Genomic DNA, 24255 nt, shown 5'->3' with positions numbered 1-24255 from the left:
CAGGTCAGGAGTAACACGCTATTGAGGGACCCGCAAAAGGGTCATCTCGGCACCCGATCACATACCCGCCGGTCGGACGTCGTCGGTTGGCGCCCCGCGCCGCTGTGCATGGGGGACTACGACGACTACACGCGGACGCTACCGCCGGACCCGCTCGCGCGCCGCTGTGCAGGAGATCCGCGAGTTCTGGGTCGGTCGCGCTGCGTGCCCGGTTAACGTGGGTTCCGTGTCGCGGCAGGAGCACTCCGATCTTCCCCCGGTCCACGAGGCGTGGTTGCCGCGGGAGCATCCGCTGCACCGGCCCCGGCACGGCAGGCGCCAGCTGGCCGCGCTCCTTTGCGCCGTGCTGTTCTTCACCGCGCCGGTGGTGACCTGGGTCTTCGGGGCGCGCGCCGAGCAGCTGGAGAACCGCCCGCTGGCCGCTTTCCCCAGCATCACCGACGGTTGGGGGTTCTTCACCGGGCTGAACGCCTGGGCCACCGAGAACCTGCCGTTCCGCAAGGGCGCGGTGCAGTCGGTCGACGCGTTCAGCCGCGGAGTGTTCGGCGAGCCCGCCCGGCTGGCCGGCGGCTCGCACACCTCGCCGGTCGGCGCCGGGCAGGTGGATGAGAAGCCGCCGATCGACGAGAACGTGTTCCCCGACGTCATCGAGGGCAAGAACGGCTGGCTGTACCTCGGCCACGACGTGTCCTACCGGTGTGTGCCGAAGCGGACCACGGACCAGGTGATCGCCGGACTGCGCCGCTGGCGGTCCGTGGTGGAGGCGTCGGGCCGGAAGTTCCAGCTGGTCATCGCCCCTGACAAGTCCACCGAGTACCCGGAGAACATGCCGGACGACTACGCCGGGAAGGACTGCTCGACGAAGGCCCGCGAGGAGTTCTGGCGCCGCGTGCCGGCCGCGACCGGCGCGGTCGACCTGCGCGCCCAGCTGCGCGAGGTCGCGGCGCGCAACCAGCGGCCGATCTACCACGACATCGACACGCACTGGACCCACGAGGGCGCCATTACCATGACGTACCAGCTCGCCGAGCGCCTGCAGCCGGGCGTGACGAGCAGCTGGAAGGTCCTGCCGTCCCGCCAGTACCCGCACAGCGCCGACATCCCGGACCTGCTCGGGCAGGACCGGACCGTGCCGATCCAGGCGTACTCGCTGGCGCCCGACGGCGGAGCCGAGGACAACACGCAGTTCAAGCCCAGCGACTTCCGCCAGCCGCTGCACCTGGAGTCGCAGCCGAAGCCGGGCATGATCGCCCAGCCGGTGCGGATGGTCGGCGACTCGTTCACCCAGTTCGCCAGCCCGTACCTGGCGGCGACGTTCGCGAACATCACCATCACGCACCCGGACAACGTCGCGGTTGACCCGGTGGCGGCGGGCCAACTGCTCGCCGAAGGCGAGGTGGTCACGTTCGAACTGTCCGAACGTTTCGTCGCCGGCGGCCGCTACCCGATGCTCGACCCGGCGGTAGCCGACCAGGTCGGCGCAGTCCTCGCCGCCCACCCCGTGCGCTGATCCTTCCGGGATTTCGGCGAGCTTCCATCGAAATTCGCAATGCGGAACGTCCGGTCAGCTTCAGCGCAACTCGGCAGTTTTTGTAGCCGGACACACGTACTATTTTTGCCGATCGCCGTGTCGTGCGAGACCGGAATCCGATAGTCTGACCGCGCATTGCGATTGCGGATCAACTGTCCGTAGCTGCACGTGCACGATGCGCCCTGGCGGTGCGTCGGCTGGGATGGGGCGGGCCGAAGCTGGCACTTCAACCCGCCCCCGAAGGGGATCAGCTGTGGTCGTCGAACCAGGGGACGAGCCACCACAACGAGACCCGCAGCATCAGCAGCAGGAGCGCCCGGGTCGTCCGACGCGGCCGGGCCGGGCGCTTTGCTGCGCCCCGCCGACGACGAGCCTGACGTGCCTTCCGGGCCTTCTTGCGGTTCACCTGCATGTTCCTTTCGTTGTTGATCCCAACGTTCGGCGTACGCCGAACGCGGCCCGACTGGTGCCGGGCCTGACAACAACAGGACGAGTCCTGTTGAAGCGCTGCGACAGGACCCATGCCAGGTGGTACCGCAGGCCTCCCTTCTGAACCCCAGGTTGGAAACTTCCCGACGAGGCCGGGAATTTTGATAACGGACACCATAGGCCACGGCGCGTAACCGTCGCCATCCCACCTATGGGTGTGTCGGATACTCTTTTCTGGCTGGAATATTCCGCAGGCAATTACTTACCGTCGAGTAAACCCGCTGGACTTCGATGGTTTCTCGGCTGGATTAGTCAAATTGGGGTAATCGAACGATTCCGAAACCGACTGATCACGCAGAGCTACGAAACTATTTGTGATCTGAGTCGCGGATTGCCAACCGAACCCATGTCACGGCGCGAAGCGAACGGGCGAGGGGCACCCGCGACCAAAGTAACTGGGTCGCGGGTGCCCCTCGCCCCGGGTTCGTCAGCGCAGGATCGGTGCCGGGTTGCGGGATGCGATGAAGCCCGGGCGCGGGTGGCCCGCCGCGAACGGGTCCACCAGGGCGTTCTCCACGCTGTTGAACACCACGAAGATGTTCGAGCGCGGGAACGGCGTGATGTTGTTGCCCGATCCGTGCATGCAGTTCGAGTCGAACCACAGCGCCGACCCCGCTTGGCCGGTGAACTGCTCGATGCCGTGCTCGTAGGCGAGCTTGGTGATGTCGTCCTCCGTCGGCACCCCGACCTGCTGCTCCTTCAGCGACGACTTGTAGTTGTCGTCCGGCGTCTCGCCCACGCAGGACACGAAGGTCCGGTGCGAGCCGGGCATGATCATCAGGCCGCCGTTGAAGGGGTAGTTGTCGGTCAGCGCGATCGAGATGCTCACCGCGCGCATCGCCGGCATGCCGTCCTCGGCGTGCCAGGTCTCGAAATCGGAGTGCCAGTAGAAGCCGGTGCCCCGGTATCCGGGCATGTAGTTGATCCGGCTCTGGTGCACGTACACGTCAGATCCGAGGATCTGACGGGCCCGGTCCAGGACTCGCGGGTCCCGCACCAGCTCGGCGATCAGCTCGCTCATCCGGTGCACCTCGAAGATCGAGCGGACCTCGTCGGAGCTGCGCTCCACGATGGTGCGTTCGTCGGCCCGCACCTCCGGATCCCGGGTGAGCCGCTCCAGCTCCTGCCAGTAGGTCTGCACCTCGGCCGGGGACAACAAGCCCTCTACGACGTGGAAGCCTCTGGCCTCGTGCCCCGCGAGCTCCTCCGCGGTGGCCGGGCCGGCCGTCACGCCGGGCCAGACTGTGGGATCGGAGCGCCGGATCATTGCCGGCTCGGCGTCCACCCGGGTCGGGTAGCGGTCCTGGGTGCTCAGATCAGCGACGGTCATGGTTTGCGCCTCCTTCGCGAATTCCCGCCGGAGCGGCTGGTGCCGGTGGCACCGCCGCCTTTTCTCGGTTCCTCGGTTAGAAGCGGCGCATTCTGGATGCGCCCGCAATTCCCCACGTCCGCGCGTGGGGAAGACCGGTCAACGCGCGTGGCAGGCAACCGTTTCCGGTTACCCGCCACACGCGGTCAACAAGCTCGGTCGCCCGGATCAGCCTGCGACCGGCGTCTCGTCGTCCTCGACGACCAGCGGGTACACGCCGTTCTCGTCGTGCACCTCGCGCCCGGTCACGGGCGGGTTGAACACGCACACCGTGCGCATGGTCGTGCGGGGCCGGACCTGGTGCTTGTCGTGGTTGTTCAGCAGGTACAGCGAACCCGGCTTGAGCTGGTGCACCTCGCCGGTCGCCTTGTCCTCGATCTCACCCTCGCCTTCGGTGATGAACACCGCCTCGATGTGGTTGGCGTACCAGAAGTCGTTCACCGTGCCGGCGTAGAGGGTGGTTTCGTGCACCGAGAAGCCGACCTTCTCCTTGGCCAGCACGATGCGCTTGCTGCGCCAGTTCTCGGTCTTGATGTCGGCGTCGGTTTCCTCGATGTCCGAGAGGTGCCGGACGATCACGTTTCCTCCAGTGGATCTTCGTTCTGCTCTGCCGCAGTGCAGCGATCGGCCTGGTCACGCCGTCTGGCGAGGTGAACGGTCCGATCGCTGCGATTCGGTTGCCGAGTCAGGCCAGGACAGCCTGCACCGATTCCCGGACGATCTGCAGCCCCTGCTCCAGTTCGTCATCCGACACGGTCAACGGCGGCATGATCTTCAGGACCTCGCTGCTGGGTCCTGAGGTCTCCAGCAGCAGCTTGCGGTCGAACGCAGCCTTGGAGACCTTGCCCGCGACGTTGGTGTCCTCGAAGCCGAGCCCGCGCGCCAGGCCGCGGCCCTTGGCCACCGCATCGCCGTGCTTGGCGGCGATCTCTTCGAGCACCTCGCCGACTCGCTCGCCCTTGGCGATGGTGGACTTCTCCAGCGCGTCGTCGGCCCAGTACTGCTTCAGGGCCTCCGTGGCGGTGATGAACGCCGGGTTGTTGCCGCGGAAGGTGCCGTTGTGCTCGCCCGGTTCCCAGACGTCGTGCTCCGGCTTGATCAGCGTCAGCGCCATCGGCAGCCCGTAGCCCCCGATGGACTTGGACAGGCAGACGATGTCGGGCTGGATGCCCGCTTCCTCGAAGCTGAAGAACGGGCCGGTGCGGCCGCAGCCCATCTGCACGTCGTCGACGATCATCAGCATGCCGTGCTTCTGGCACAGGTCGTAGAGCCCGCGCAGCCACTCCGGCCGCGACGAGTTGATGCCGCCCTCGCCCTGCAGCGTCTCGACGATCACCGCGGCGGGATCGTTGAGGCCGCTGCCGCTGTCCTCCAGCATCTTCTCGAAGTAGAGGAAGTCGGGGACCTGGCCGTCGAAGTAGTCGTCGTAGGGCATCGGGGTGGCGTGCACCAGCGGAATGCCGGCGCCGCCGCGCTTCATCGAGTTGCCGGTGACCGACAGCGAGCCCAGCGTCATGCCGTGGAAGGCGTTGGTGAAGCTGATCATCGATTCCCGCCCGGTGATCTTGCGGACGAGCTTCAGCGCCGACTCCACCGAGTTGGTGCCCGTCGGGCCGGGGAACTGGACCTTGTAGTTGTACCCGCGCGGCTTGAGCACGTTGTCCCGGAAGGCTTCCAGGAACGCGCGTTTGGCCACAGTGGACTGATCGAGGCTGTGGGCCACCCCGTCGCGCTCGATGTACTCGATCAGTTTTCGTTTCAGCAACGGGTTGTTGTGCCCGTAGTTGAGCGCGCCGGCACCGGCGAAGAAGTCCAGGTAGGCGGTGCCGTCTTCGTCATAGAGGTAGCTGCCGCCGGCGCGGTCGAAGACCGTCGGCCAGGTTCGGCTGTAGCTGCGGACTTCCGATTCCAGGGTTGCGAAGATGTCGTTCACGATCCTCCGTTCGGCCGGGCAGCGCGCGCTTCGCGCGCCCCGGCACCCTCAAGAACAAGATTGCGTGCCGGTACTGACGGCGGCAGCGGTCAGGATCCGGCCGCGGCGGCGGGGACGGGCTCGAACGGCCCGATGCGGTACAGGTCCTCCCCCAGGTGCGCATCCGGGAAAAGGCCGGCGGTGAACAGCTCGCTGCGCTCCAGGTTCGCCGCGCGCTTGCGCGCCAGCGCGGTGAACAGCCTGATCGACGCGGAGTTGTCCGCAGTGATCGTCGTCTCCAGGTAGCGAACCCCGCGCGGCAGCACGCGATCCACCAGGTGGCCCAAGAGCCGACCTGCCACGCCACCACCGCGCTGGGATGCATCGACGGCGATCTGCCACACGACGAGCGTGTCGGGGGCGTCGGGCCGGACATACCCGGTCACGAATCCCACGACCGCACCGTCGATGCGTGCCACCGCGGAGGTTTGCGCGAAGTCCCGGCACCACAACAAATATGCGTAGGACGAGTTCACATCCAGCACTGCCGAATCGCGGGTGATTCGGTAGAGCTCAGGGCCGTCCGAGACGACCGGAGTGTCGATCTCCAACCGTCCGGCTGAACCGCTTCTGCTATTCCCGTTGTCGATGTTATGGCTCGGTTTATCGCCGGTCATGCTTTGCCAACTTAACAGAACATCCGTAACGCGCCAGGCTGTCGGCGCGATAACTATCGATCTACCAGGCGAGACGCAATTTTACACGTGAGAAGCACTACAGAAACGTTGCAATTTGCTTGAAGTTGATGCTAGGGAGGCTGTTGGCGATTATGAATTTGATCATTTGTCGGCTCCCTGACCTGCGGAAACGACGTTTCCAAAGATTCCCGAAGTGAACCGTACCCCTTTTTCGAAAATTCAAACTCCGATATTCAGGTGAACATGAGAAGAGGCGGCTTCCCCAGGCTTGCACGCGCCAGGGCAGACCGCCTCCCGTGCGCTGCTACACGCCCGCCAGGGACTGGATCCAATCGCGCTACTCGGTGACGTTGGGGTAGGCGGTGGTGGCCTGCCGGTCGCTGGTCGAGGCCGCGCCCACCTGCACGTTCCCTGCGAACATCGGGCCGCTGGAGTCGCCGTCGGCCGGGAGGCCGTAGTCGCGGCCGGCGCACACCGCGGTACCGCCACGGTAGTCGCTGCGCGCGATGTCGGTCACATTCACGTCGGCGACCTTTCGGCGACCTTGAGGATCTGCGACTGGCACTCGATCTCGGGGCGGTCGGTGCAGGTCGCGCCCCAGACGTAGGTCTGGCCGGGCTGGACGTCGCCGGGCGAGCCCAGCGCCGAGTACTCGGTCTGCACCGCGTGGTCGATGTTGACCATGGTCATGTCGGCGGTGTCGTGGAGGTGGATGCCGCCGGTTCGAACCGAAATCAGACTCTTCGCTCGCTCGATCGAGTGAAGTTGTCCATCGCTTGGGCACCACTCGCCAATTGCTGGCGAAATGATCGAAATTGATCGAGATCCTCGGCGGTGGGCGAAGTTGAACAAGCGTGGTGAATTCCCGTATTTCGCGGATCGGGAAATGAAGCGGAGATACGCTGCGCAGCATGATCAAAGACGTTGCCCGGCACCCCCTGGCGGGCCGTGGGGGCAGCCCTGCGCGGTGGACCCCGGCACCAACCGCCCTGGCGGACGCCTGACATCCGGGTTCCGGCGGCGACGTCCACCGCCTGGCGACCACCGCCTGGCGACCACCGCCTGGCGACCACCGGTTCGCCGGCCGGCCCGCTGAGCATCGCGGGGGGCGCGTTCGTAATTGCCGGGATCTGCTGCTGGTGGTGCCGCGGGGCAGCGGTGCGCCGGGCGGGGTTCGCGGCGTCAAATATCGATCTGGTCGTGGTGGCGGTCCTCGATGGCGGGGCCGCCACCACGTCGCATCCGGCGCTGACCGCGCTGGGACGTGCGGTCGTTGGCCAGGACGACCGCGGCCCACGGCAGGGCGCCGGTGACGGCCACGATGCCGAGCGCGAGCCACCAGATGTGCGCCAGCAGCCCGGCGGCGGTGAAGCCCACCAGGTGCACCACCATCAGAACGGCGTAGACCCGCTTGCGGTGCCGCTGCTCCTCGTCAAAGGACGGTGCCGCATCGGTGATCAGCACCGGCTCGTCGTGCTGCCGTCGCCGCATGGCCACCTCCGGAGTCGGCCACAACCCGCTACCTCCAGCGTGGCGCAATCCGCCGCTCGGGTCACTGGGGCCGGCGGCGCAATTCGAGGTATTCCCGGAGCACGAGGATGATGATCACCACATCCAGCGCCGCGAAGAACGGCAGCGCGATCGACCTCGTCTGCACCGCGCGCAGCACCTCGAAGATCACGAACAGGCCCAGGGCGGTCAGTGCCACCGGGTACAGCGGCATGATCTTGAGCAGCAGGCCGATCACCAGGCCGATCTTGATCACGCCGTGGGCGATCAGGTAGGCGATCACGAACGTGCTGCCGCCGCTGGCGAAGTGCTGCGCAGCTTCCTCGAAGTGCCCGGCCAGGGTTCCGGCCGGCGGGCCCAGCAGGTCCCGCGTGACGACGGCGTGCGCGAACCGGGTGACGATGTCGGGGGGCAAGAAGATCAGCAGCACCCCGCCGATCAGCTGCACCGCGCCGTCCAGTCCCTTGAGCAGCACGGCGACGCGGAACAGCTTGTCCGTCATCGTGGTTTCGGCGGCCATGAAGCCATGATGCGCGCTGAATCCCGGACCAGCGATCTTGCGCGTTGCCAGCCACCTGCGGCCCGCATCCGGGCCGCCCGCTCCTCGACCGGCAGGTCCGCGAATCGGATCGTGCGGTTTCCCGGCCGATGATCGAGAAGGGCTCGGGGAACGACAGGGCAAATTGGTAAATACCACTTTTCTTCAAATCTTGTTTCCGGTCGCGGAATTTGTCATAAAAGTTCTTGGTGGACGACGAGCGAGCCTCATCGGATCCGGGCCAATTCCGAAATTGGTCCCGTCGCGGAGGGAGCCGGGAATGGTTGGTCGGAAGAAACGCCTGCTGAGAACCGGATTGGTGGCGTCGTTCGTCGCCGCTGTGTCGTTCTCCCAGGTCGCCGCGGGGTACGAGGCGCCGCGGGCGGCGAACGCCTCGAACCCGGCCCCGGCGGCGGAAACCTGTCCGGTGAAATCGAAACCGGCGGGCAAGGTGCTCCACGGGTACTGGGAAAACTGGGACGGCGCGGTAAACGGGGTGCACCCGCCGTTCGGCTGGACCCCGATCACGGATCCGGCCATTCGCGAGCACGGCTACAACGTGATCAACGCGGCTTTCCCGGTCATCCGCTCGGACGGCACCGTCCTGTGGGAGGACGGGATGGACAGCGCGGTGAAGGTGGCCACGCCGGCCGAGATGTGCCAGGCCAAGGCGGACGGGCTCACGATCCTGATGTCCATCGGCGGCGCGACGGCTGGGATCGACCTGTCTTCCAGCGCCGTCGCCGACCGGTTCGTCGAGACCGTGGTGCCGATCCTGCAGAAGTACAACTTCGACGGCATCGACATCGACATCGAGACCGGCCTCAGCGGCAGCGGCAACATCAACGAGCTCTCGCCGTCGCAGGGCAACCTGATCCGCATCATCGACGGCGTGCTCGCCAAGATGCCCCCGGAATTCGGGTTGACGATGGCGCCGGAAACCGCGTACGTCACCGGCGGCAGCGTGACCTACGGATCGATCTGGGGCGCATACCTGCCGATCGTGAAGAAGTACGCGGACAACGGCCGGCTCTGGTGGCTGAACATGCAGTACTACAACGGAAGCATGTACGGCTGTTCGGGTGATTCGTACCAGGCCGGCACGGTGCAGGGATTCACGGCGCAGACGGATTGCCTGGACGAGGGGCTGGTCGTCCAGGGCACCACGATCCGGGTCCCCTACGACAAGCAGGTTCCCGGGTTGCCGGCCCAGCCGGGCGCGGGTGGCGGTCACATGTCGCCCAACCTGGTCGCCCAGGCCTGGAACCACTACAACGGCAGCCTGAAGGGCCTGATGACCTGGTCGATCAACTGGGACGGCTCCAAGTCCTGGACCTTCGGCGACAACGCGAAGGCGCTCCAGGGCCGTTGACCGCCCGAACCGAACCGCCCCGCTCGGCCGCTGCCGGGCGGGGCGGTGTGCTGCATTCGACAGATCGGGTGGCTTTGTCAAAAACGCTGGTCAGGTACCGTCGGAGCCGCTGAGGGGACTCGAACCCCTGACCGTCCGCTTACAAGGCGGGCGCTCTACCAACTGAGCTACAGCGGCATGCACTTCCGTCGTGCGGGGACATCGTAAGCGGCGATCCGCCCGGGGTGGAAAGCGGCCGCGTCGACGCTGCCGGACGATGGCCGCCGACCGCGGCGACGTCCGACCGAAATCGGTGATGGACGCCACAGATTGTGGGTGCAACGGTCTGCTCATGACAGGCGATGCCCGAGAGGAAGATCAGGCACGGCGAACCGCCCGTAAGGCGGTCCGGCAGGAAGGAAGACCAGCAGTGGGAATTACGCAGCGCGCCCGCGGTGTGCTGCGGCGGCGCGACCCGGAGCTCACCATCCCGCCGGGATCTCGCAACGTCGTCTACGGGCCGGCACTGCCCAACGAATCCACCGTCCACCTCGTTCTGGACCTCGGGCTTCGCATCGGCGAGGTGCAGATGGCCAGCGGGGCAGGCGCCTCGGACGTGACCGCGACGATCATCGCCGTGGTCACCGCCTACGGTCTGCCGCACACCGAGGTCGACGTGGTCTACACGTCGATCACGGTGTCGAGCTACCGGGGCACCGACCTGCCGCCGATCACGTCGCTGCGGGTGGTCCGCAACCGCTCCCTCGACTACACGCGCCTCACGGACGTCGAAGCGCTGCTGCGGCGGATCACCGCCAACGAGCTGACCGCCGCCGAGGCCTACGCCGAGCTGGACCGGATCACCACGGCGCCGCACCCGTTCCCTCGCTGGGTCGCAACGCTGTCCTGGGCGGGCATGGCCGCCTCGCTGGCCGTGCTGCTCGGCGGCGGCTCCACCCCACTGCTGCCGCTGGTCGCCGCCGGTGCCACCGCGCTGGTGGACCGCGTCGGGCGGCTGCTGAACAAACGCTCGTTGCCGTTCTTCTTCCAACAAGCCGTCGGCGGGGCGCTCGCCACCGCCGTCGCGCTGGGCTGCTACGCCACCGGCCTGCTCGACAACGCGGCGCTGGCGATCGCGGCCAGCATCATCGTGTTGCTGTCCGGGATGACCGTGGTCGGCTCGATGCAGGACGCCATCACCGGCTACAACGTGACCGCGGCGGGCCGGATAGCCGAGCTGGCCCTGATGTCGGCCGGGTTGATCGCCGGGGTGGTGCTGTCGCTGTACATCGGCATGCGGATCGGCGGGGACAGCGTCGGCAGCCTCGACGCGCAAGCCCTGGGGCGCGCCGAAGTGCTGGCACCGGCCCTGCACCTGCCGGTGCAGATGCTCGCTGGTGCTTCCACCTCGGCCTGCTTCGCGCTCGCCAGCTACGCGCCGCCGCGGCCGCTGCTCGCGGGCGGGATCGGCGGTGCCGTGGCCGCCGCGGTGCACGCGCTTTTGACGCTGGCCGACGTGCACTCCGTGCTGGCCGGGGCGGTGGCGACCACCGTGGTCGGTTTCATCGGCGGGCTCATCGCGCGGCGGCTGCGGATTCCCGCGCTGGTGATCGCCGTTTCCGGCGTCGCGCCGCTGCTGCCAGGGTTGGCGACCTACCGCGGGCTGTACGAGCTGTCCGTGCTGGGCAGCCCGACCGGCGTCGCCACGCTGATGCTCGCCGTCGCCACGGGTCTCGCGCTCGGCGCCGGGGTGGTGCTCGGCGAATACCTCGCACAGCCGGTTCGCACCAGGCTCGGTAGGTTGGAACGCCGTTTCTCCGGGCCGCGGATGTCCGGTCCGCTGCGTCCCGCGAAACGGCGGCTGGACTGATCGGCTGTGAGTCTTTTGCGCCGCCGCAGCAGCCCAAAAGACTCACAGGTCCGCACGTCCCGTTTGCACCACACGCAGCACGCAGCAACTGGCTGGATTGGCTAGCCTCGCGACAGGTAGCCGAAACGGCGGGAGGATTACCGGTGAGCAAGGGCAGCACGCCCGATCGAGCGGATTTCGTCGTGGTCGCGAATCGGCTGCCGGTGGATCTGGAACGCCTCGACGACGGCACGGAGCGCTGGAAGCACAGCCCCGGCGGGCTGGTCACCGCCCTGGAGCCGTTCCTGCGCGCCCGGCGCGGCGCGTGGGTCGGCTGGCCCGGGGTCGCCGACATCGAGGTCGAACCGTTCGCCGACGACGACCTGCAGCTGCACCCGGTGCGGCTGTCGGCGGCCGAATTCGCCGAGTACTACGAGGGATTCTCCAACGCCACGCTGTGGCCGCTGTACCACGACGTGGTCGTTCCACCGGTGTACACCCGCTCCTGGTGGAACGCCTACCGGCGGGTGAACCGGCGCTTCGCCGAGGCCGCCGCCGAGGTCAGCGCCGAGGGCGCGACGGTCTGGGTGCAGGACTACCAACTGCAGCTCGTCCCGGCGATGCTCCGCGAACTCCGGCCCGACCTGCGGATCGGGTTCTTCCTGCACATCCCCTTCCCGCCGGTCGAGCTGTTCATGCAGCTGCCGTGGCGCACCGAGATCGTGCGCGGGCTGCTTGGCGCCGACCTGGTCGGCTTCCACCGGCCCGGCGGTGCGCAGAACTTCCTGTGGCTGGCCCGCCGGTTGGCCGGTTTCGAACCCAGCCGCGGCCAGGTCGGGGTCCGGTCCCGCACCGGCGTGGTGCAGGTCGGCGACCGCACCGTGCGGGTCGGCGCGTTCCCGATCTCCATCGCCGCCACCGGACTCGACCGGCTGGCACGCACCAAGGAAATCCAGCAGCGCGTCAAGACGCTGCGCGCCGAGCTCGGCAACCCGAAGAAGATCATGCTCGGCGTCGACCGCCTCGACTACACCAAGGGCATCGACGTGCGGCTGCACGCGATGCACGAGCTGCTCGCCGAGGGCCACACCAAGGCCGAGGACGTGACGATGATCCAGATCGCCACGCCCAGCCGGGAACGCATCGAGCACTACAAGCAGATGCGCGAGGACATCGAGCGCGAGGTTGGGCGGATCAACGGCGAATTCGGCCGCGTCGGCCACCCCGCGGTGCATTACCTGCACACCTCGGTGGCCCGCAAGGACCTGGTGACCTTCTACTGCGCCGCCGACGTCATGGTGGTGACGCCGGTGCGGGACGGCATGAACCTGGTATGCAAGGAATACGTGGCCTGCCGGTACGACCTGGGCGGTGCACTGGTGTTGAGCGAGTTCGCCGGTGCTGCGGCGGAGCTCACGAGTGCATTCCTGGTGAATCCGCATAACCTGGACGGTGTGAAGGACGCGTTGCTCGCGGCCCTCGACATCGACGAGGCCGAGGGACGCCGTAGGATGCGCGCACTGCGTAGGCAAGTGCTCACGCACGATGTCGACCGCTGGGCCCGGTCGTTCCTCGAAGCACTGGGCACACCGCTTGCGGAGTAGCTGCGGGTAACCGGTCCACAACACGGACAGCACCGCGTCAGCGATACTTGTCGAACCCGGTCGACGTCGACGGTCACCATCCGCGGCTCGAACCGGATCGATCCACACCAGACTTGACCGCGCCCCCCTGAGGAGTATGGCGTTGACCGCCGAAGCCCTGCCTGCCGAGCTGCGCCGCGTGATCGTGCAGCTCGCGCGGACACCTCGACTTCTGGTCGCCTGCGACTACGACGGCACCCTAGCCCCCATCGTGGCGGACCCGACCCAGGCCAAACCGCTGCCCGAATCGGTGCACGCCCTGCGGTCGCTGGCCGCGCTGCCGGCGACCACCACGGCGGTGATTTCCGGCCGCGCGCTGCGCGACCTGGCCACCCTGTCCCGCCTGCCCGCCGAGGTCTACCTGGTCGGCAGCCACGGTTCCGAGTTCGACGTCGGGTTCGTGCACGAGCTCGAACCCGAGGCCACCCAGCTGCGCACCGAACTGCAGATCGCGCTGCAGGACATCGTGCGCGGCAAGCCCGGCGTCATGCTGGAGAACAAACCCGCCAGCGTCGCCGTGCACGTCCGGCGCGCCGAGCCCGCCCTGGCCGAGGAGGTGCTGGAGACCGTCCGAAACGGCCCGGCGTCCTGGGAAGGCGTGCAGGTCACCGAGGGCAAGGCGGTCGTCGAGCTCGCCGTGGTGCAGACCGACAAGGGCAACGCGCTGGACGCGCTGCGCCACCAGGTCGGCGCCACCGCGGCGGTCTTCCTCGGCGACGACGTCACCGACGAGAAGGCCTTCGCCCGGCTGCACGGCCCCGACCTGGGCATCAAGGTCGGTGACGGGGACACGCTGGCGCCGTACCGGATCGGCAGCACCACCGAGGTCGCCACCGTGCTGGCGTTCCTGATGGAGGAGCGGCGCACCTGGCTGTACGGCGAGCAGGCCCCGCCGATCGAGCGGCTGACGATGCTGTCCAACGAGCGCACCGTCGGCCTGCTCACCCCGGACGCGCGGCTGACCTGGATGTGCCACCCCGGCCCGGACTCGGCGGCGGTGTTCGCCGACCTGCTGGGCGGCCCCGGCGCGGGCCACTTCACGATCCGCCCGCAGGGCGGCAACGGTGCCCAGCGCAGCCCGCTGCCGCTGGGCCAGCGGTACGTGCCGAACACCATGATCGTGGAAACCCGCTGGTCGCGGCTGCTGGTCACGGACTACCTCGCGCACGGCACCGACAGCCACCGCACCGACCTGGTCCGGGTGATCAGCGGCAGCACCCGCGCGGCCGTGGAGTTCGCGCCGCGCCCGGAGTTCGGGCAGGTGCCGGTGCGGCTGACCGCCGAGGCGGGCGGGCTGCGGGTGCTCGGCACCTCGGAGCCGATGGTCCTTTACTCGCCCGGCGTGCAGTGGGCGATCACCTCCGACGGCATGCACGAGTCCGCGCATGCGGTCGTCGACCCGACCGAGGACAGCCCGCTCGTGCTCGAGCTGCGCTGCGGCACCGACGACCTGTCGCCGACACGCACCGAGGTGGACCGCCGGCTGGAGGCCGACCGGTACTGGTCGGAATGGATGAAGACCCTGTCGCTGCCCGAGGTGGAACGCGACCTGGTCGCCCGCTCCGCGCTGACGCTGCGCGGGCTGTGCAACTCCGACACCGGCGGGATCATGGCCGCCGCCACCACCTCGCTGCCGGAGGAGATCGGCGGCGTCCGCAACTGGGACTACCGGTACTGCTGGCTGCGGGACGGCGCGATGACCGCGCAGGCGCTGGTCACCCTCGGCTCCACGGCCGAGGCCGAGGCGTTCCTGAACTGGCTGCACCGGGTGCTGGAGACGCTGCCCGGCCCGGAGCGGCTGCACCCGCTGTACACGCTGCAGGGCACCGGGCTCGGGCCGGAAGCCGTCATCGACAGCCTGCCCGGCTACGCCGGTTCGCGGCCGGTCCGCGTCGGCAACCTCGCCGACCAGCAGGTGCAGCTCGACGTGTTCGGCCCCGTGGTGGAGCTGGTCGCGCACCTCGCGCAGGCCACCAGCCGGGTCCGGGACGTGGACTGGGAGCTGGTCATGGCGATGGCCGAGGCCGTTTCGCACCGCTGGGCCGAGCCCGACCACGGCATCTGGGAAGAGCGCGACGTGCCGCGCCACCACGTGTACTCCAAGGTCATGTGCTGGGTGACGCTGGACCGGGCGCTGAAGCTGGCCACCGCGTACGGCCGCGAGGCCGACCCGTCGTGGGAGCCGCTGCGCGACCAGATCGCCCAGGACGTGGTCAAGAACGGCTGGCACCCGGACGTGCAGGCGTTCACCACCGCCTACGAGGGATCGGACCTGGACGCGGCGTCCCTGCACGTCGGTCTGTCCGGGCTGATCGACCCGTCCGACGAGCGGTTCCAGGCGACCGTCACGGCGATCGAGGCGGAGCTGCGCAGCGGGTCCACCGTGTACCGCTACCGCCGCGACGACGGGCTGCCCGGCGATGAGGGCGGCTTCCACCTGTGCGCCGCCTGGCTGATCGAGGCGTACCTGCTGATCGGCCGGCGCACCGAGGCGGAGGAGCTGTTCCAGCAGATCGTCGACACGGCGGGCCCGACGGGGCTGCTGTCCGAGGAGTACGACCCGATCGCGGAGCGCTCCCTCGGCAACCACCCGCAGGCCTACTCCCACCTCGGCCTGATCCGCTGCGCCCAGCTGCTGTCGACGTAGGGCGGTCGGCGGGGAGCGAACGGCCTGTTCGCCACCCCCTACGGCACGAGCGGTCCGTTCGCCCCAGCCCACCAAGGCGCGAGGCGAACGGACCGTTCGTGCCGCGTATTGACGTGAACGGTCCGTTCGCCACTTCCTGTGCGAGGTGAATGGTCCGTTCGCTCAGCCAGGTTTGGTGTGGTCGATGGACCGTTCGCGTTGTTCGGTGCGGTGGATGGTCCGTTCGCCGCTTCCTGCGGCGTGAACGGGCCGTTCGCTTCAGACCGGTTCGTGGGGTGAACGGACCGTTTGTGCCGTCTTGCGGGGCGAATAGGCCGTTCGCATCCCCCGTTCTACTTGTCACGATTTGGGCGAATGGGTTCATACAATCGGGGGCGGCTAATACTCTCTGTGCCGGGCACTCGCGCGAGGGGAAGGCGGACGGGTGAACGGACTGGTCGCAACGCTGATCGTCGTGGTCATCGTGTTGATCATCGTCGCGGTGGTCGCCGTGGTCATGGGCGTGCGCGCCAAGCGCGGCGCAGCGAAGCCGGAAAGCCGGCCCGCCGACCCGTTCCACACCGGTGATCAGGACTCGCTGCGCGGTGACCCGCGGGCGCTGAAGGCCGGCGACATCGTCGAGGTGCGCGGCCACTCCTACACCGTCCGCGGCACCATCCGGCTCTCCGAAGGCGGCTGGAACTGGGCGGAACATCTGCTCGACGACGCCAAGGGCGGGCAGGTGTGGCTGGCCGTGGAGGAGGACCCGGACCTGGTCCTGTCGTTGTGGACGCCGGTCGCCGACGCCGGCGGGCCGGGCCCGAAGACGATCGACTTCGCCGGGCGCACCTACCACTCCGAGGAGTCCGGCAGCGCCGAGTTCCGCAGCGAGGCCACCACCGGCCTCGCCGAGCAGGGCATCGTCCGCTACCACGACTACGAGGCCTCGGACGGTTCGATGCTGGGCTTCGAGTCCTACGGCGGCGCCGACTGGGAGGCCAGCGCCGGCGAGGCGCTCAGCCGCTACGACGTGCTCATCTACCCGACGGCGGACTGACCGGTGAAACCCAAGCTCTGGTTCGTGCTGGCCGCCGCCGCGGCGGTGTTGGCTCTGATCATCGGGCTGGTGACGATCTTCGCCACCGGCACCGGGCCGCGCGGCTACGTCGCGAACAACTACACCCGCGCCGCCCACCTGGACCTCTCCGGTGACTCCGACAACCGGGCCTACACCAGCCCGAAGCCGCCGACCGCCGTGGCCGCCGAGATCACGTCGAAGTGGCGCCCGCAGTCCCAGTACACCGACTCGTCGGGCATCTACCTGCGGTATTCCAGCGATGCGGTGATCATCAGGCCGCACTCGCCCGGCTCGGTGATCCACGTGATGGACGCCGACCGCGCTTACCGTCGCTATCACAGCCACGTCGGCGGGGTCTGGGGCTGGAGCAGCCCGCACGGCGAGAGCTTCCGCGGCAGAGGTCCGGGGGCGGGCAAATGAGCACCACCATCAAGAAACCCGCCCGCCGCCGGGGACTCGTGCTGGCCGTGGTGGGCTTCTTCGTGGCCGTCGGCGTCGTCGGGTCGCTCATCGGCGTGCTCGGCGGCGACCCCGCGCAGACCACCTTCACCTCGGAGGAGTCCACCCACTACTCCGAGGGCCAGCGGTACTCGGGGCCGCCGATCCAGCGGTTCACACCGGCCGAGGCACAGCAGCTGGCGCAGGGGCTCGCCGCGGCCGAGGCGGCGCACGGGGTGTGCTTCGGCTGGAAGCTCGTGGACGCGTCGACGAAGCAGTTCGACCAGGGCTCCAGCCGGGGACCGAACATCCCGGCCGAGACCTGTCCGCGCTGGGCCGAGGTCCGGGTTTTCGTCGCCGCCGGATCCACCGAAGACGATCCGGACGCGGCCGACGTCAAGGTGGCGGCATCGGACGACCTCGCCTCGCTGCCGGGCGTCGACGACTTCGTCAACCTCGGCGTCACCGCCGACTCGCTGGGGGAGGAGCCGGTCACCGTGGCCGGGCAGGCCGCGCTCGGATTGCCGTTGCTGCTGGTGGAAACCGGCGCGCTGAAGGCCCCGCCGGTAGCGGACGACGCGTCGGGCAACGCCTCGGCTCCGCCGTTGCCGCGCGGCGACGGCTCTGGCTCGAACTGGCTGGCCTGGGCGTGGCTCGGCGGCCTGGGCGTCGTCGTGGTTCTCGCCCTGCTCCTGGGCTTCCGGGCCCGCGCCAAGCAGAAGTCCACATCGGACACTCCGGATGCCCCGAACGCTCCGGCCGCGCCGCAGCCCAGGCCGACGCAGCAACAGGGGGCGCAGTTTCCGCCGCCGACCGGACCGCGGCCTCCGCAGGGACCACCCGCCCTGCAAGGGCCACCGGCTCAGCCGGGCCCGCCCCGACCGGGGCCGCAGCCTCCGCAAGGGCCGCCGGTCGGGCCGGGATCGCCGCCGGTCGGACCGCAGCAGCCGCCGCGACCGCCGCAGGGACCACCCGCCTTGCAAGGGCCACCGGCTCAGCCGGGCCGGCCCCGACCGGGGCCGCAGCCGGGCTGGCCGCCACCTCCACCGCAGGGGCCGCCGCCGGCGGGCCTCCGACGCTAGATCGCACCGACCACGACACCAGAAGGGCCTCACCTTGCTCCAGAACCTGCTCACCGGCCTGCTCGCCGCGGTCGCCTACGGGGTGATCGGCGTGGCGATGATGGCACTCGGTTACGTGCTCGTCGACCTGGCCACGCCGGGCAAGCTCCGCGACCTGATCTGGGTCAGCCGCAACCCGAATGCGGCTTTGCTGCTGGTCTCCGGCCTGCTGGGGGTCGGCATCATCCTGACCACCGCGATCATGGGCAGCGCCAACGACCTGATCGCCGGGCTGATCGGCACCCTCGCCTACGGCATCCTCGGGCTAGTCCTGATGAGCCTGTCGTTCCTGCTGATCGACGCGGTCACCCCCGGCAAGCTGGGCGACGAACTAGCCTCCCCGGACATGCACCCGGCGACGTGGGTGTCGTCGACCACGCACGTCGTGATCGCCGTGATCATCGCCGCCTCGATCTGGTGAGCAGCGCGTGTCGGTGAGCGCCGAGCCCGCTGCCGAACCGGCCGAGACCAGCAAGCCGCGCGGTCGGATCGCCCGGACCGCGGTGCTGCTGGCGGTTTTCATCTGCGCCGCTTGTGGCCTGGTCTACGAGCTGGCGCTGGTCGCGCTCGGCAGCTACCTGATCGGCGACACCGTCGGGCAGGCCTCGATCGTGCTGTCGCTGATGGTGTTCGCGATGGGCGTCGGCGCGCTCGCCGCGAAACCCCTGCAGCGCTGGGCGGCTCCGGCGTTCGCCGGCATCGAGCTGCTGCTCGCGCTGCTCGGCGGGCTCAGCGTGCTCGGGCTGTACGCCGCGTTCGCGTGGCTGAGCCTCTACACGCCGGCGCTGATCGCGATGGCGCTGGTGCTCGGTGTGCTGATCGGTGCGGAGATCCCGCTGCTGATGGTGCTGTTGCAGCGGATTCGGCGGCAGGACGCGGGTTCCGCGGTCGCCGACCTGTTCGCGGCCGACTACGTCGGCGGACTCGTCGGCGGGTTGGCGTTCCCCTTCCTGCTGCTGCCGCTGTTCGGGCAGGTACAGGGCGCGCTGCTGGTCGGCATGGTCAACGCCGCCGCCGGGCTCGGGCTGGTGCTGACCGTCTTCCGCCGGGAGCTGTCCAAGCGCGCCACCTTGCTGTTGACCGGTGCATCCGCGCTGGTCGGCGGCCTGCTCCTCGGGGCTTACGCGTTCGCCGACGACTTCGAGGTCACCGCGCGCCAGGCGCTGTACGCGGACCCGGTGGTGCATTCGGAACGCACCCAGTACCAGGACATCGTGCTGACCGAGTCGGTTTCGCTGGGCGGGAACCGCGACACCCGGCTGTACCTCAACGGGGACCTGCAGTTCAGCTCGATGGACGAGTACCGGTACCACGAGGCGATGGTGCATCCGGCGATGGCCGGGCCCCACGAGCGGGTGCTCGTGCTGGGTGGTGGCGACGGCCTGGCGCTGCGGGAGCTGCTGCGGTATCCGGACGTCCGCGAGGTCACGCTGGTGGAACTGGACCCGGCGGTGCTGGAGCTGGCGCGCACCGACCCGCGAGTGTCCACTTTGAACAAGGACGCCTTCGTCGATCCGCGGGTGCGGGCGGTCGCAGCGGACGCCTTCAGCTGGCTGCGGGACAACCGCGACCGCTACGACGTGGTGCTCGTGGACATGCCCGACGCGGATTCGACGGCGACGGCGAAGCTGTACTCGACGGAGTTCTACGGGCTGGCCCGGCAGGCGATGTCGGACGATGCGCAGATGGTGGTGCAGTCGGGTTCGCCGTTCTTCGCGCCGAAGGCGTTCTGGTGCATCGAGTCGACGATGCGAGCGGCGGGCCTGAGCACGGTGCCGTACGAGATCACGGTCCCCAGCTTCGGGGAGTGGGGCTTCCACCTTGCCAGCGCGAAGCCCGACCCGACGCCCGTCGCGACCGGCGCCGCAACTTCAATGGAAATCGGCCCGTCGATTTCAATGGAAATTGCGAAAACCCGCCAGGCGGAAGGAAACCCGCTCGCCTCACCAGGCGCGCCGCCACTCCGGCTGCCCGCGGATGTCCCGCCGCTGCGCTCGTTGGACGAGGCAACCCTGCAAGCGTCGGCGACGTTCCCGCCGGACCGCACCCGAATCCCCGGCATGGAGCCGTCGACGCTGATGCACCCGACGATCCTCCAGTACGCCCAGGGCGAATGGGTGAACTACTGACCCGCTGACCTCCAAGAACTACCGACCTGCTGACCTCTCCAGCCGTTGCCGGCAGAAGTTGCAGCTCGTCGCCCCGCGGCACCGATCCATCGGCCTGGGGCGGTGTTTCCGCAGGTTGTTGCCCGTGAGTGTTTTATGCTGCTGTAGAGGCTCCGTTGGAGGTGGTGGCGCCGGGATGTGTGCTTGGGGGAGTTGGTGCGCTCAAGGCGGAGAAACGGCGTGACGGTCGCGTGGCTGGGGGCGATTTCGCGCGAAATCGTCACCTTGTCAGCGTGGCGAGCGGCGATTTCGCGCGAAATCGTCCCCACTGCCGTAGGGCCGCCAGTTTCACTGGCACGCGGAACGAGTTCTCGAACAGCCTCCACAGCACCGAAACGTGCTCACGGGGCCAGAGCTGCGGGAACCCTCGGGCTTACGGGCCGAACCAGCGTTCTTCGGCGGAGCGGGGCGGCGCCGAGGTGGTTCCGGTGATCAGCTGGGTCTCCAGCTGGATGTGGCGGGGGCGGCCCGGCTCGCTGGTCTCCAGCAGCAGCCGCCCGGCTGCCCGGCCCTTCTCCAGCCACGGCTGGCGCACCGTCGTCAGGCCCGCCCGCTCCGCGTCCGGGATGCCGTCGAAGCCCGTGATGGTCAGGTCCTCCGGAACCCGCAGGCCGCGGTTGCGGGCCTCGCTGAGCGCACCAAGCGCCAGTATGTCGGAGGTGCAGACGATCGCGGTGATCTCCGGGTCGATCTCCAGCAGCTGCGCCGCCGCCGACGCCCCGGACGACGTGGTGTGGTCGAAGCGCTCCACCACCGGCACCTTCGTCCAGTCCACCCCGGCCTCGCTGAACACCTCGGCCAGCGCGGTCAACCGGGCCTTTTGCACGTGGAAGCTGGCGTTGGTCTGCCGCTGCACCGACGCGGGGCCGTCATTGCGGCCCCGGGCCAGGCGCATGCAGAGCACGCCGATGCGGCGATGCCCGAGCTTGATCAGGTGGTCGGCGACGGTCTTGATGGCCTTCCCGTCGTCCGGGCCGACCCAGTCCAGGTTGTCCAGGCGTGGCTGGTCGCAGACCACCACCGGCACCGGCCGTTCGAGCACCGCGGCCAGGTGCGGGTCGTCCTCGGGGACCGAGTAGACGACGAACCCGTCCACCCCGGCGCGGTGCACCGAGGCGACGTCCTCGCGCTCCGGGCTCGCCGGGATCAGCAGCAGGCCCTGGCCGGCGTCTTCGCAGGCCAGGGCGAGTCCTTCGAGGAAGCCCACGGCGCCCGGGTCGCGGAAGGCGTACGAGAGGTTCTCGGTGAGCAGCAGGCCGACCGCGCCTGCCTTCCTGGTCCGCAACGACCTCGCCACCGGGTCCGGTCCCGGGTAACCCAGCCGGCGAGCGGTCTCCAGGACCCGCTTGCGCAACTCCGGGGACAGCTGGTCCGGACGGTTGTAAGCATTCGAAACCGTGGTCCGGGAGACCCCAAGTTCGGCAGCGAGCGAGGCGAGCGTCGCAGGCCGCCGGGCATTCGTTGACCGCGCCATGGAGGAACCGTAACGGTTCAGTACCCCTCGGTGAAGTGAGCATGATGCATATCCCACTCACGTTCGAACGTGAACACGGAGCGACGTAGAGTGATCACTCTCCGAGTTGGTTTCATTCGAGGGGCTGACCTCGAGCGTTTTTGCGGTTACTTTTTTCGTGACCAGATCCGTGAAAGGTGTCACAGATGGCAGAGGTTGCGTACGTCAACGCCTCGCGCGTTTACCAGGGGAGCCCGCCGGTTCGGGCCGTCGACAAGCTGGCCTTGGACATCGCCGACGGTGAGTTCCTGGTGCTGGTCGGCCCGTCCGGGTCCGGTAAGTCGACGGCGCTGCGGATGCTCGCGGGCCTGGAGGACGTCGACGAGGGCGGCATCACCATCGGTGGCAACGATGTCACCAACACCCCGCCGAAGTCGCGGGACATCGCCATGGTGTTCCAGTCCTATGCCCTCTACCCGCACATGACGGTCGCGGAGAACATGGGCTTCGCGCTCAAGCTGCGCAAGACGCCCAAGGACGTCATCAAGCAGAAGGTCACCGAGGCGGCGAAGATGCTCGACCTCGAGAAGTACCTGGACCGCAAGCCCAAGGCGCTCTCGGGCGGGCAGCGGCAGCGGGTGGCGATGGGGCGCGCGATCGTCCGTGAGCCCAGCGTGTTCCTGATGGACGAGCCGCTGTCCAACCTCGACGCCAAGCTGCGCGTGGAGACCCGCGCCAACATCGCCGCGCTGCAGAAGCGGCTGGGCACCACCACCATCTACGTCACCCACGACCAGGTCGAGGCGATGACCATGGGGCACCGCGTCGCGGTGCTCAAGGACGGGCTGCTGCAGCAGGTCGCCACCCCGCGCGAGCTGTACGAGAACCCGGCCAACGCGTTCGTCGCGAGCTTCATCGGGTCGCCGGCGATGAACCTGAAGACGGTGCCGCTGACCCGTGACGGAGCGGTGCTGGACGGGGCCACGATCCCGCTGCCGCGCGAGGCCGTCGCCGCCGCCGGGGACCTCAAGGAGGTCACCTTCGGCGTCCGCCCCGAAGCGCTGTCGCTGACCTCCAGCGACGACGCCGGGATGTCGATGACCGTCGAGCTGGTCGAGGAACTCGGCGCCGACGCGCTGATCCACGGCGCCATCGACGTCAACGGCTCGCAGGAGCGCTTCGTCGTCCGCGCCGACGGCCGGACCCCACCCGCGCTCGGCCAGAAGGTGACCGTGGCGCTGCGCGACCACAGCGAGATCCATCTCTTCCACCCCGAGACCGGAGTCCGCCTGGTGGCTTAGTCGCAGGCGATCGGTTGATCGACGCCCCCGCTGGTCCTGGCGGGGGCGTCGTTGTGTGCGCAACAAAAATAACCCGGTCGGTGGAGTGTCGTGCGGAACCGTGCTTAGACTGTAGTTGACAACGGTTTCCGTTACCGTTCGCAGATAGCCGTCAGCCTGCTGCGTAAAGGGCCGACCACCGAGGAGTGCATCCGATGACCGTCCGCAGTCGTTCTGCCGCCGCCTTAGCCGGACTCGCCGCAACCGCCCTCGCCCTGACCGCATGCGGCACCGGCGAGCAGGCGGGCCCGGGCGCCGGCGAAAAGATCAAGGTGGTCGCGTCCACCACCGTGTGGGCCAGCGTGGTGCAGGCGGTCGGCGGCGACGCCGTCGAGGTGGAGCCGGTCATCAGCGACCCCAACGCCGACCCGCACTCCTACGAGAGCACCCCGCAGGACGCCGCGAAGGTCACCGACGCGGACCTGGTGGTGTTCAACGGCGGCGGATACGACGAGTTCATGGAGCGGATCCTCGGCAACAGTGGCCAGGGCAAGCCCACCGTCGAGGCAGTCAAGGACGAGCACGAGGGCGAAACCGCGGGCGGGCACGAGGAACACGGCGAACCCGCAGGCGGGCACGAGGAACACGGCGGGCACGAAGGCCACGACCACTCGGTGAACGAGCACGTCTGGTACGACCTGCACGTGGTGGAGCAGGTGGCTGCCCAGGTCAACGCCGAGCTGAGCAAGCTCAAGCCGGCCAAGGCCGAGCAGTTCGGCCAGGCCGCGGGCCGGTTCGCGGAGGAGATCGGCAAGCTGCAAGGCCGGGTCGGCGAGCTGGGGGACCAGAACCGGGGCAAGCAGGTGATCGTCACCGAGCCCGTCGCGCACTACCTGGTGGAAGCCGCGAACCTGCAGGACATCACGCCGCCCGAGTTCGTCAACGCCATCGAGGCCGAGACCGACCCGTCCGCGGCCGCGGTGGCCGCGATCCAGAACGCGGTGAACGCCAAACAGGCCGCGGTGGTCATCTACAACCCGCAGACCGAATCGCCCGTCACCCGCAACGTGCGCACGGCCGCGGAGCAGAATCAGATCCCGGTCGTCGAGATGACCGAGACGCTGCCGCAGGACAAGACCTACGCGCAGTGGATGGACGCCCAGATCACGGCGTTGCAGACCGCCCTGAACCAGAATCGCTGA

Annotated in this window: 22 protein-coding genes and 1 tRNA gene; 12 read left to right on the top strand and 11 right to left on the bottom strand. The window is 68.6% G+C overall.

Annotated features, from left to right (window positions below; genetic code table 11):
* Positions 1-226: 226 nt before the first annotated feature.
* Positions 227-1510, top strand: a complete 1284-nt coding sequence (locus DL519_RS27995; RefSeq protein WP_190819181.1) for an alginate O-acetyltransferase AlgX-related protein — start codon at positions 227-229, stop codon at positions 1508-1510.
* 268 nt (positions 1511-1778) lie between these two features.
* Here DL519_RS27995 and DL519_RS27990 read toward each other — a convergent pair whose 3' ends face one another.
* The 9 genes from DL519_RS27990 to DL519_RS27955 all read right to left on the bottom strand — a co-directional run bounded on the left by DL519_RS27990 (position 1779) and on the right by DL519_RS27955 (position 8028).
* On the bottom strand, positions 1779-1937 hold the full coding sequence (locus DL519_RS27990; RefSeq protein WP_190819179.1) for a hypothetical protein: 159 nt from the start codon (positions 1935-1937) through the stop codon (positions 1779-1781).
* Positions 1938-2447: 510 nt separating this feature from the next.
* Positions 2448-3350: an ectoine hydroxylase gene (thpD, locus tag DL519_RS27985; protein ID WP_190819177.1), complete on the bottom strand. Its 903-nt coding sequence runs from the start codon at positions 3348-3350 to the stop codon at positions 2448-2450.
* 207 nt (positions 3351-3557) lie between these two features.
* On the bottom strand, positions 3558-3968 hold the full coding sequence (locus DL519_RS27980; protein WP_190819175.1) for an ectoine synthase: 411 nt from the start codon (positions 3966-3968) through the stop codon (positions 3558-3560).
* A gap of 106 nt (positions 3969-4074) precedes the next feature.
* Entirely contained in the window at positions 4075-5322 is a 1248-nt protein-coding gene (gene ectB, locus DL519_RS27975; protein ID WP_190819173.1) for a diaminobutyrate--2-oxoglutarate transaminase, read from the bottom strand.
* Positions 5323-5411: 89 nt separating this feature from the next.
* Positions 5412-5978, bottom strand: coding sequence for a diaminobutyrate acetyltransferase (gene ectA, locus DL519_RS27970; RefSeq protein ID WP_223839633.1), 567 nt, complete (start codon positions 5976-5978; stop codon positions 5412-5414).
* Positions 5979-6336: 358 nt separating this feature from the next.
* Complete coding sequence (locus tag DL519_RS47355) at positions 6337-6522, bottom strand: hypothetical protein (RefSeq protein WP_223839632.1); 186 nt, start codon at positions 6520-6522, stop codon at positions 6337-6339.
* On the bottom strand, positions 6519-6689 hold the full coding sequence (locus tag DL519_RS47350; RefSeq protein ID WP_223839631.1) for a hypothetical protein: 171 nt from the start codon (positions 6687-6689) through the stop codon (positions 6519-6521). Before DL519_RS47350 ends, DL519_RS47355 begins: the two co-directional genes overlap by 4 nt.
* A 492-nt stretch (positions 6690-7181) precedes the next feature.
* On the bottom strand, positions 7182-7490 hold the full coding sequence (locus DL519_RS27960; RefSeq protein WP_190819171.1) for a DUF3099 domain-containing protein: 309 nt from the start codon (positions 7488-7490) through the stop codon (positions 7182-7184).
* Between the two features lie 61 nt (positions 7491-7551).
* On the bottom strand, positions 7552-8028 hold the full coding sequence (locus DL519_RS27955) for a DUF2127 domain-containing protein (protein WP_190819169.1): 477 nt from the start codon (positions 8026-8028) through the stop codon (positions 7552-7554).
* Positions 8029-8326: 298 nt separating this feature from the next.
* Between DL519_RS27955 and DL519_RS27950 the strand changes: the two genes are divergently transcribed.
* Positions 8327-9418, top strand: coding sequence for a chitinase (locus tag DL519_RS27950; RefSeq protein WP_190819167.1), 1092 nt, complete (start codon positions 8327-8329; stop codon positions 9416-9418).
* 104 nt (positions 9419-9522) lie between these two features.
* On the opposite strand, the gene DL519_RS27945 is transcribed toward DL519_RS27950, so the two are convergent.
* Positions 9523-9595, bottom strand: a tRNA-Thr gene (locus tag DL519_RS27945).
* 232 nt (positions 9596-9827) lie between these two features.
* Here DL519_RS27945 and DL519_RS27940 point away from each other — a divergent pair.
* From DL519_RS27940 to DL519_RS27905, 8 genes are all read left to right on the top strand, one after another.
* Entirely contained in the window at positions 9828-11267 is a 1440-nt protein-coding gene (locus tag DL519_RS27940; protein WP_190819165.1) for a threonine/serine exporter family protein, read from the top strand.
* Positions 11268-11410: 143 nt separating this feature from the next.
* Positions 11411-12850 carry an alpha,alpha-trehalose-phosphate synthase (UDP-forming) gene (locus DL519_RS27935; protein ID WP_190819163.1) on the top strand — a complete coding sequence of 480 codons (1440 nt, stop codon included), beginning with the start codon at positions 11411-11413 and terminating at the stop codon, positions 12848-12850.
* 136 nt (positions 12851-12986) lie between these two features.
* Positions 12987-15536, top strand: a complete 2550-nt coding sequence (otsB, locus tag DL519_RS27930; protein ID WP_190819161.1) for a trehalose-phosphatase — start codon at positions 12987-12989, stop codon at positions 15534-15536.
* 424 nt (positions 15537-15960) lie between these two features.
* Entirely contained in the window at positions 15961-16572 is a 612-nt protein-coding gene (locus tag DL519_RS27925) for a DUF4178 domain-containing protein (protein WP_190819159.1), read from the top strand.
* 3 nt (positions 16573-16575) lie between these two features.
* Positions 16576-17013, top strand: a complete 438-nt coding sequence (locus tag DL519_RS27920) for a DUF4247 domain-containing protein (protein WP_190819157.1) — start codon at positions 16576-16578, stop codon at positions 17011-17013.
* A complete protein-coding gene (locus DL519_RS27915; protein WP_190819155.1) occupies positions 17010-18113 on the top strand; it encodes a hypothetical protein in 1104 nt (367 codons plus the stop codon). The genes DL519_RS27920 and DL519_RS27915 overlap by 4 nt, the downstream gene beginning before the upstream one ends.
* Before the next feature lie 34 nt (positions 18114-18147).
* A complete protein-coding gene (locus DL519_RS27910; RefSeq protein WP_190819153.1) occupies positions 18148-18573 on the top strand; it encodes a DUF350 domain-containing protein in 426 nt (141 codons plus the stop codon).
* 13 nt (positions 18574-18586) lie between these two features.
* Complete coding sequence (locus DL519_RS27905) at positions 18587-20281, top strand: polyamine aminopropyltransferase (protein WP_190819152.1); 1695 nt, start codon at positions 18587-18589, stop codon at positions 20279-20281.
* 412 nt (positions 20282-20693) lie between these two features.
* Here DL519_RS27905 and DL519_RS27900 read toward each other — a convergent pair whose 3' ends face one another.
* Positions 20694-21794: a LacI family DNA-binding transcriptional regulator gene (locus DL519_RS27900; protein WP_190819151.1), complete on the bottom strand. Its 1101-nt coding sequence runs from the start codon at positions 21792-21794 to the stop codon at positions 20694-20696.
* Positions 21795-21979: 185 nt separating this feature from the next.
* Here DL519_RS27900 and DL519_RS27895 point away from each other — a divergent pair, with 185 nt between their 5' ends.
* Both DL519_RS27895 and DL519_RS27890 read left to right on the top strand, forming a co-directional pair.
* The gene (locus DL519_RS27895; protein ID WP_190819150.1) at positions 21980-23074 is read left to right on the top strand and encodes an ABC transporter ATP-binding protein; all 1095 of its coding nucleotides are present in this window, start codon (positions 21980-21982) and stop codon (positions 23072-23074) included.
* A 194-nt stretch (positions 23075-23268) separates the two neighbouring features.
* Positions 23269-24255 carry a metal ABC transporter solute-binding protein, Zn/Mn family gene (locus DL519_RS27890; RefSeq protein WP_190819149.1) on the top strand — a complete coding sequence of 329 codons (987 nt, stop codon included), beginning with the start codon at positions 23269-23271 and terminating at the stop codon, positions 24253-24255.

Origin of the sequence: Saccharopolyspora pogona (assembly GCF_014697215.1) — a bacterium.
GTDB classification, from domain to species: Bacteria; Actinomycetota; Actinomycetes; order Mycobacteriales; family Pseudonocardiaceae; genus Saccharopolyspora; species Saccharopolyspora hattusasensis.
Note: the sequence above shows the minus strand (reverse complement) of the source record. Positions and strands in the feature narration are given on the sequence as shown.

Bases quoted from the DNA above. Each gene is read 5' to 3' on its own strand.
- thpD (WP_190819177.1), bottom strand. From the start codon at position 3,350: ATGACCGTCGCTGATCTGAGCACCCAGGACCGCTACCCGACCCGGGTG.
- ectA (WP_223839633.1), bottom strand. From the start codon at position 5,978: ATGACCGGCGATAAACCGAGCCATAACATCGACAACGGGAATAGCAGA.
- DL519_RS47350 (WP_223839631.1), bottom strand. From the start codon at position 6,689: ATGACCATGGTCAACATCGACCACGCGGTGCAGACCGAGTACTCGGCG.
- DL519_RS27960 (WP_190819171.1), bottom strand. From the start codon at position 7,490: ATGCGGCGACGGCAGCACGACGAGCCGGTGCTGATCACCGATGCGGCA.
- DL519_RS27955 (WP_190819169.1), bottom strand. From the start codon at position 8,028: ATGGCCGCCGAAACCACGATGACGGACAAGCTGTTCCGCGTCGCCGTG.
- DL519_RS27950 (WP_190819167.1), top strand. From the start codon at position 8,327: ATGGTTGGTCGGAAGAAACGCCTGCTGAGAACCGGATTGGTGGCGTCG.
- otsB (WP_190819161.1), top strand. From the start codon at position 12,987: ATGGCGTTGACCGCCGAAGCCCTGCCTGCCGAGCTGCGCCGCGTGATC.
- DL519_RS27915 (WP_190819155.1), top strand. From the start codon at position 17,010: ATGAGCACCACCATCAAGAAACCCGCCCGCCGCCGGGGACTCGTGCTG.
- DL519_RS27900 (WP_190819151.1), bottom strand. From the start codon at position 21,794: ATGGCGCGGTCAACGAATGCCCGGCGGCCTGCGACGCTCGCCTCGCTC.
- DL519_RS27895 (WP_190819150.1), top strand. From the start codon at position 21,980: ATGGCAGAGGTTGCGTACGTCAACGCCTCGCGCGTTTACCAGGGGAGC.
- DL519_RS27890 (WP_190819149.1), top strand. From the start codon at position 23,269: ATGACCGTCCGCAGTCGTTCTGCCGCCGCCTTAGCCGGACTCGCCGCA.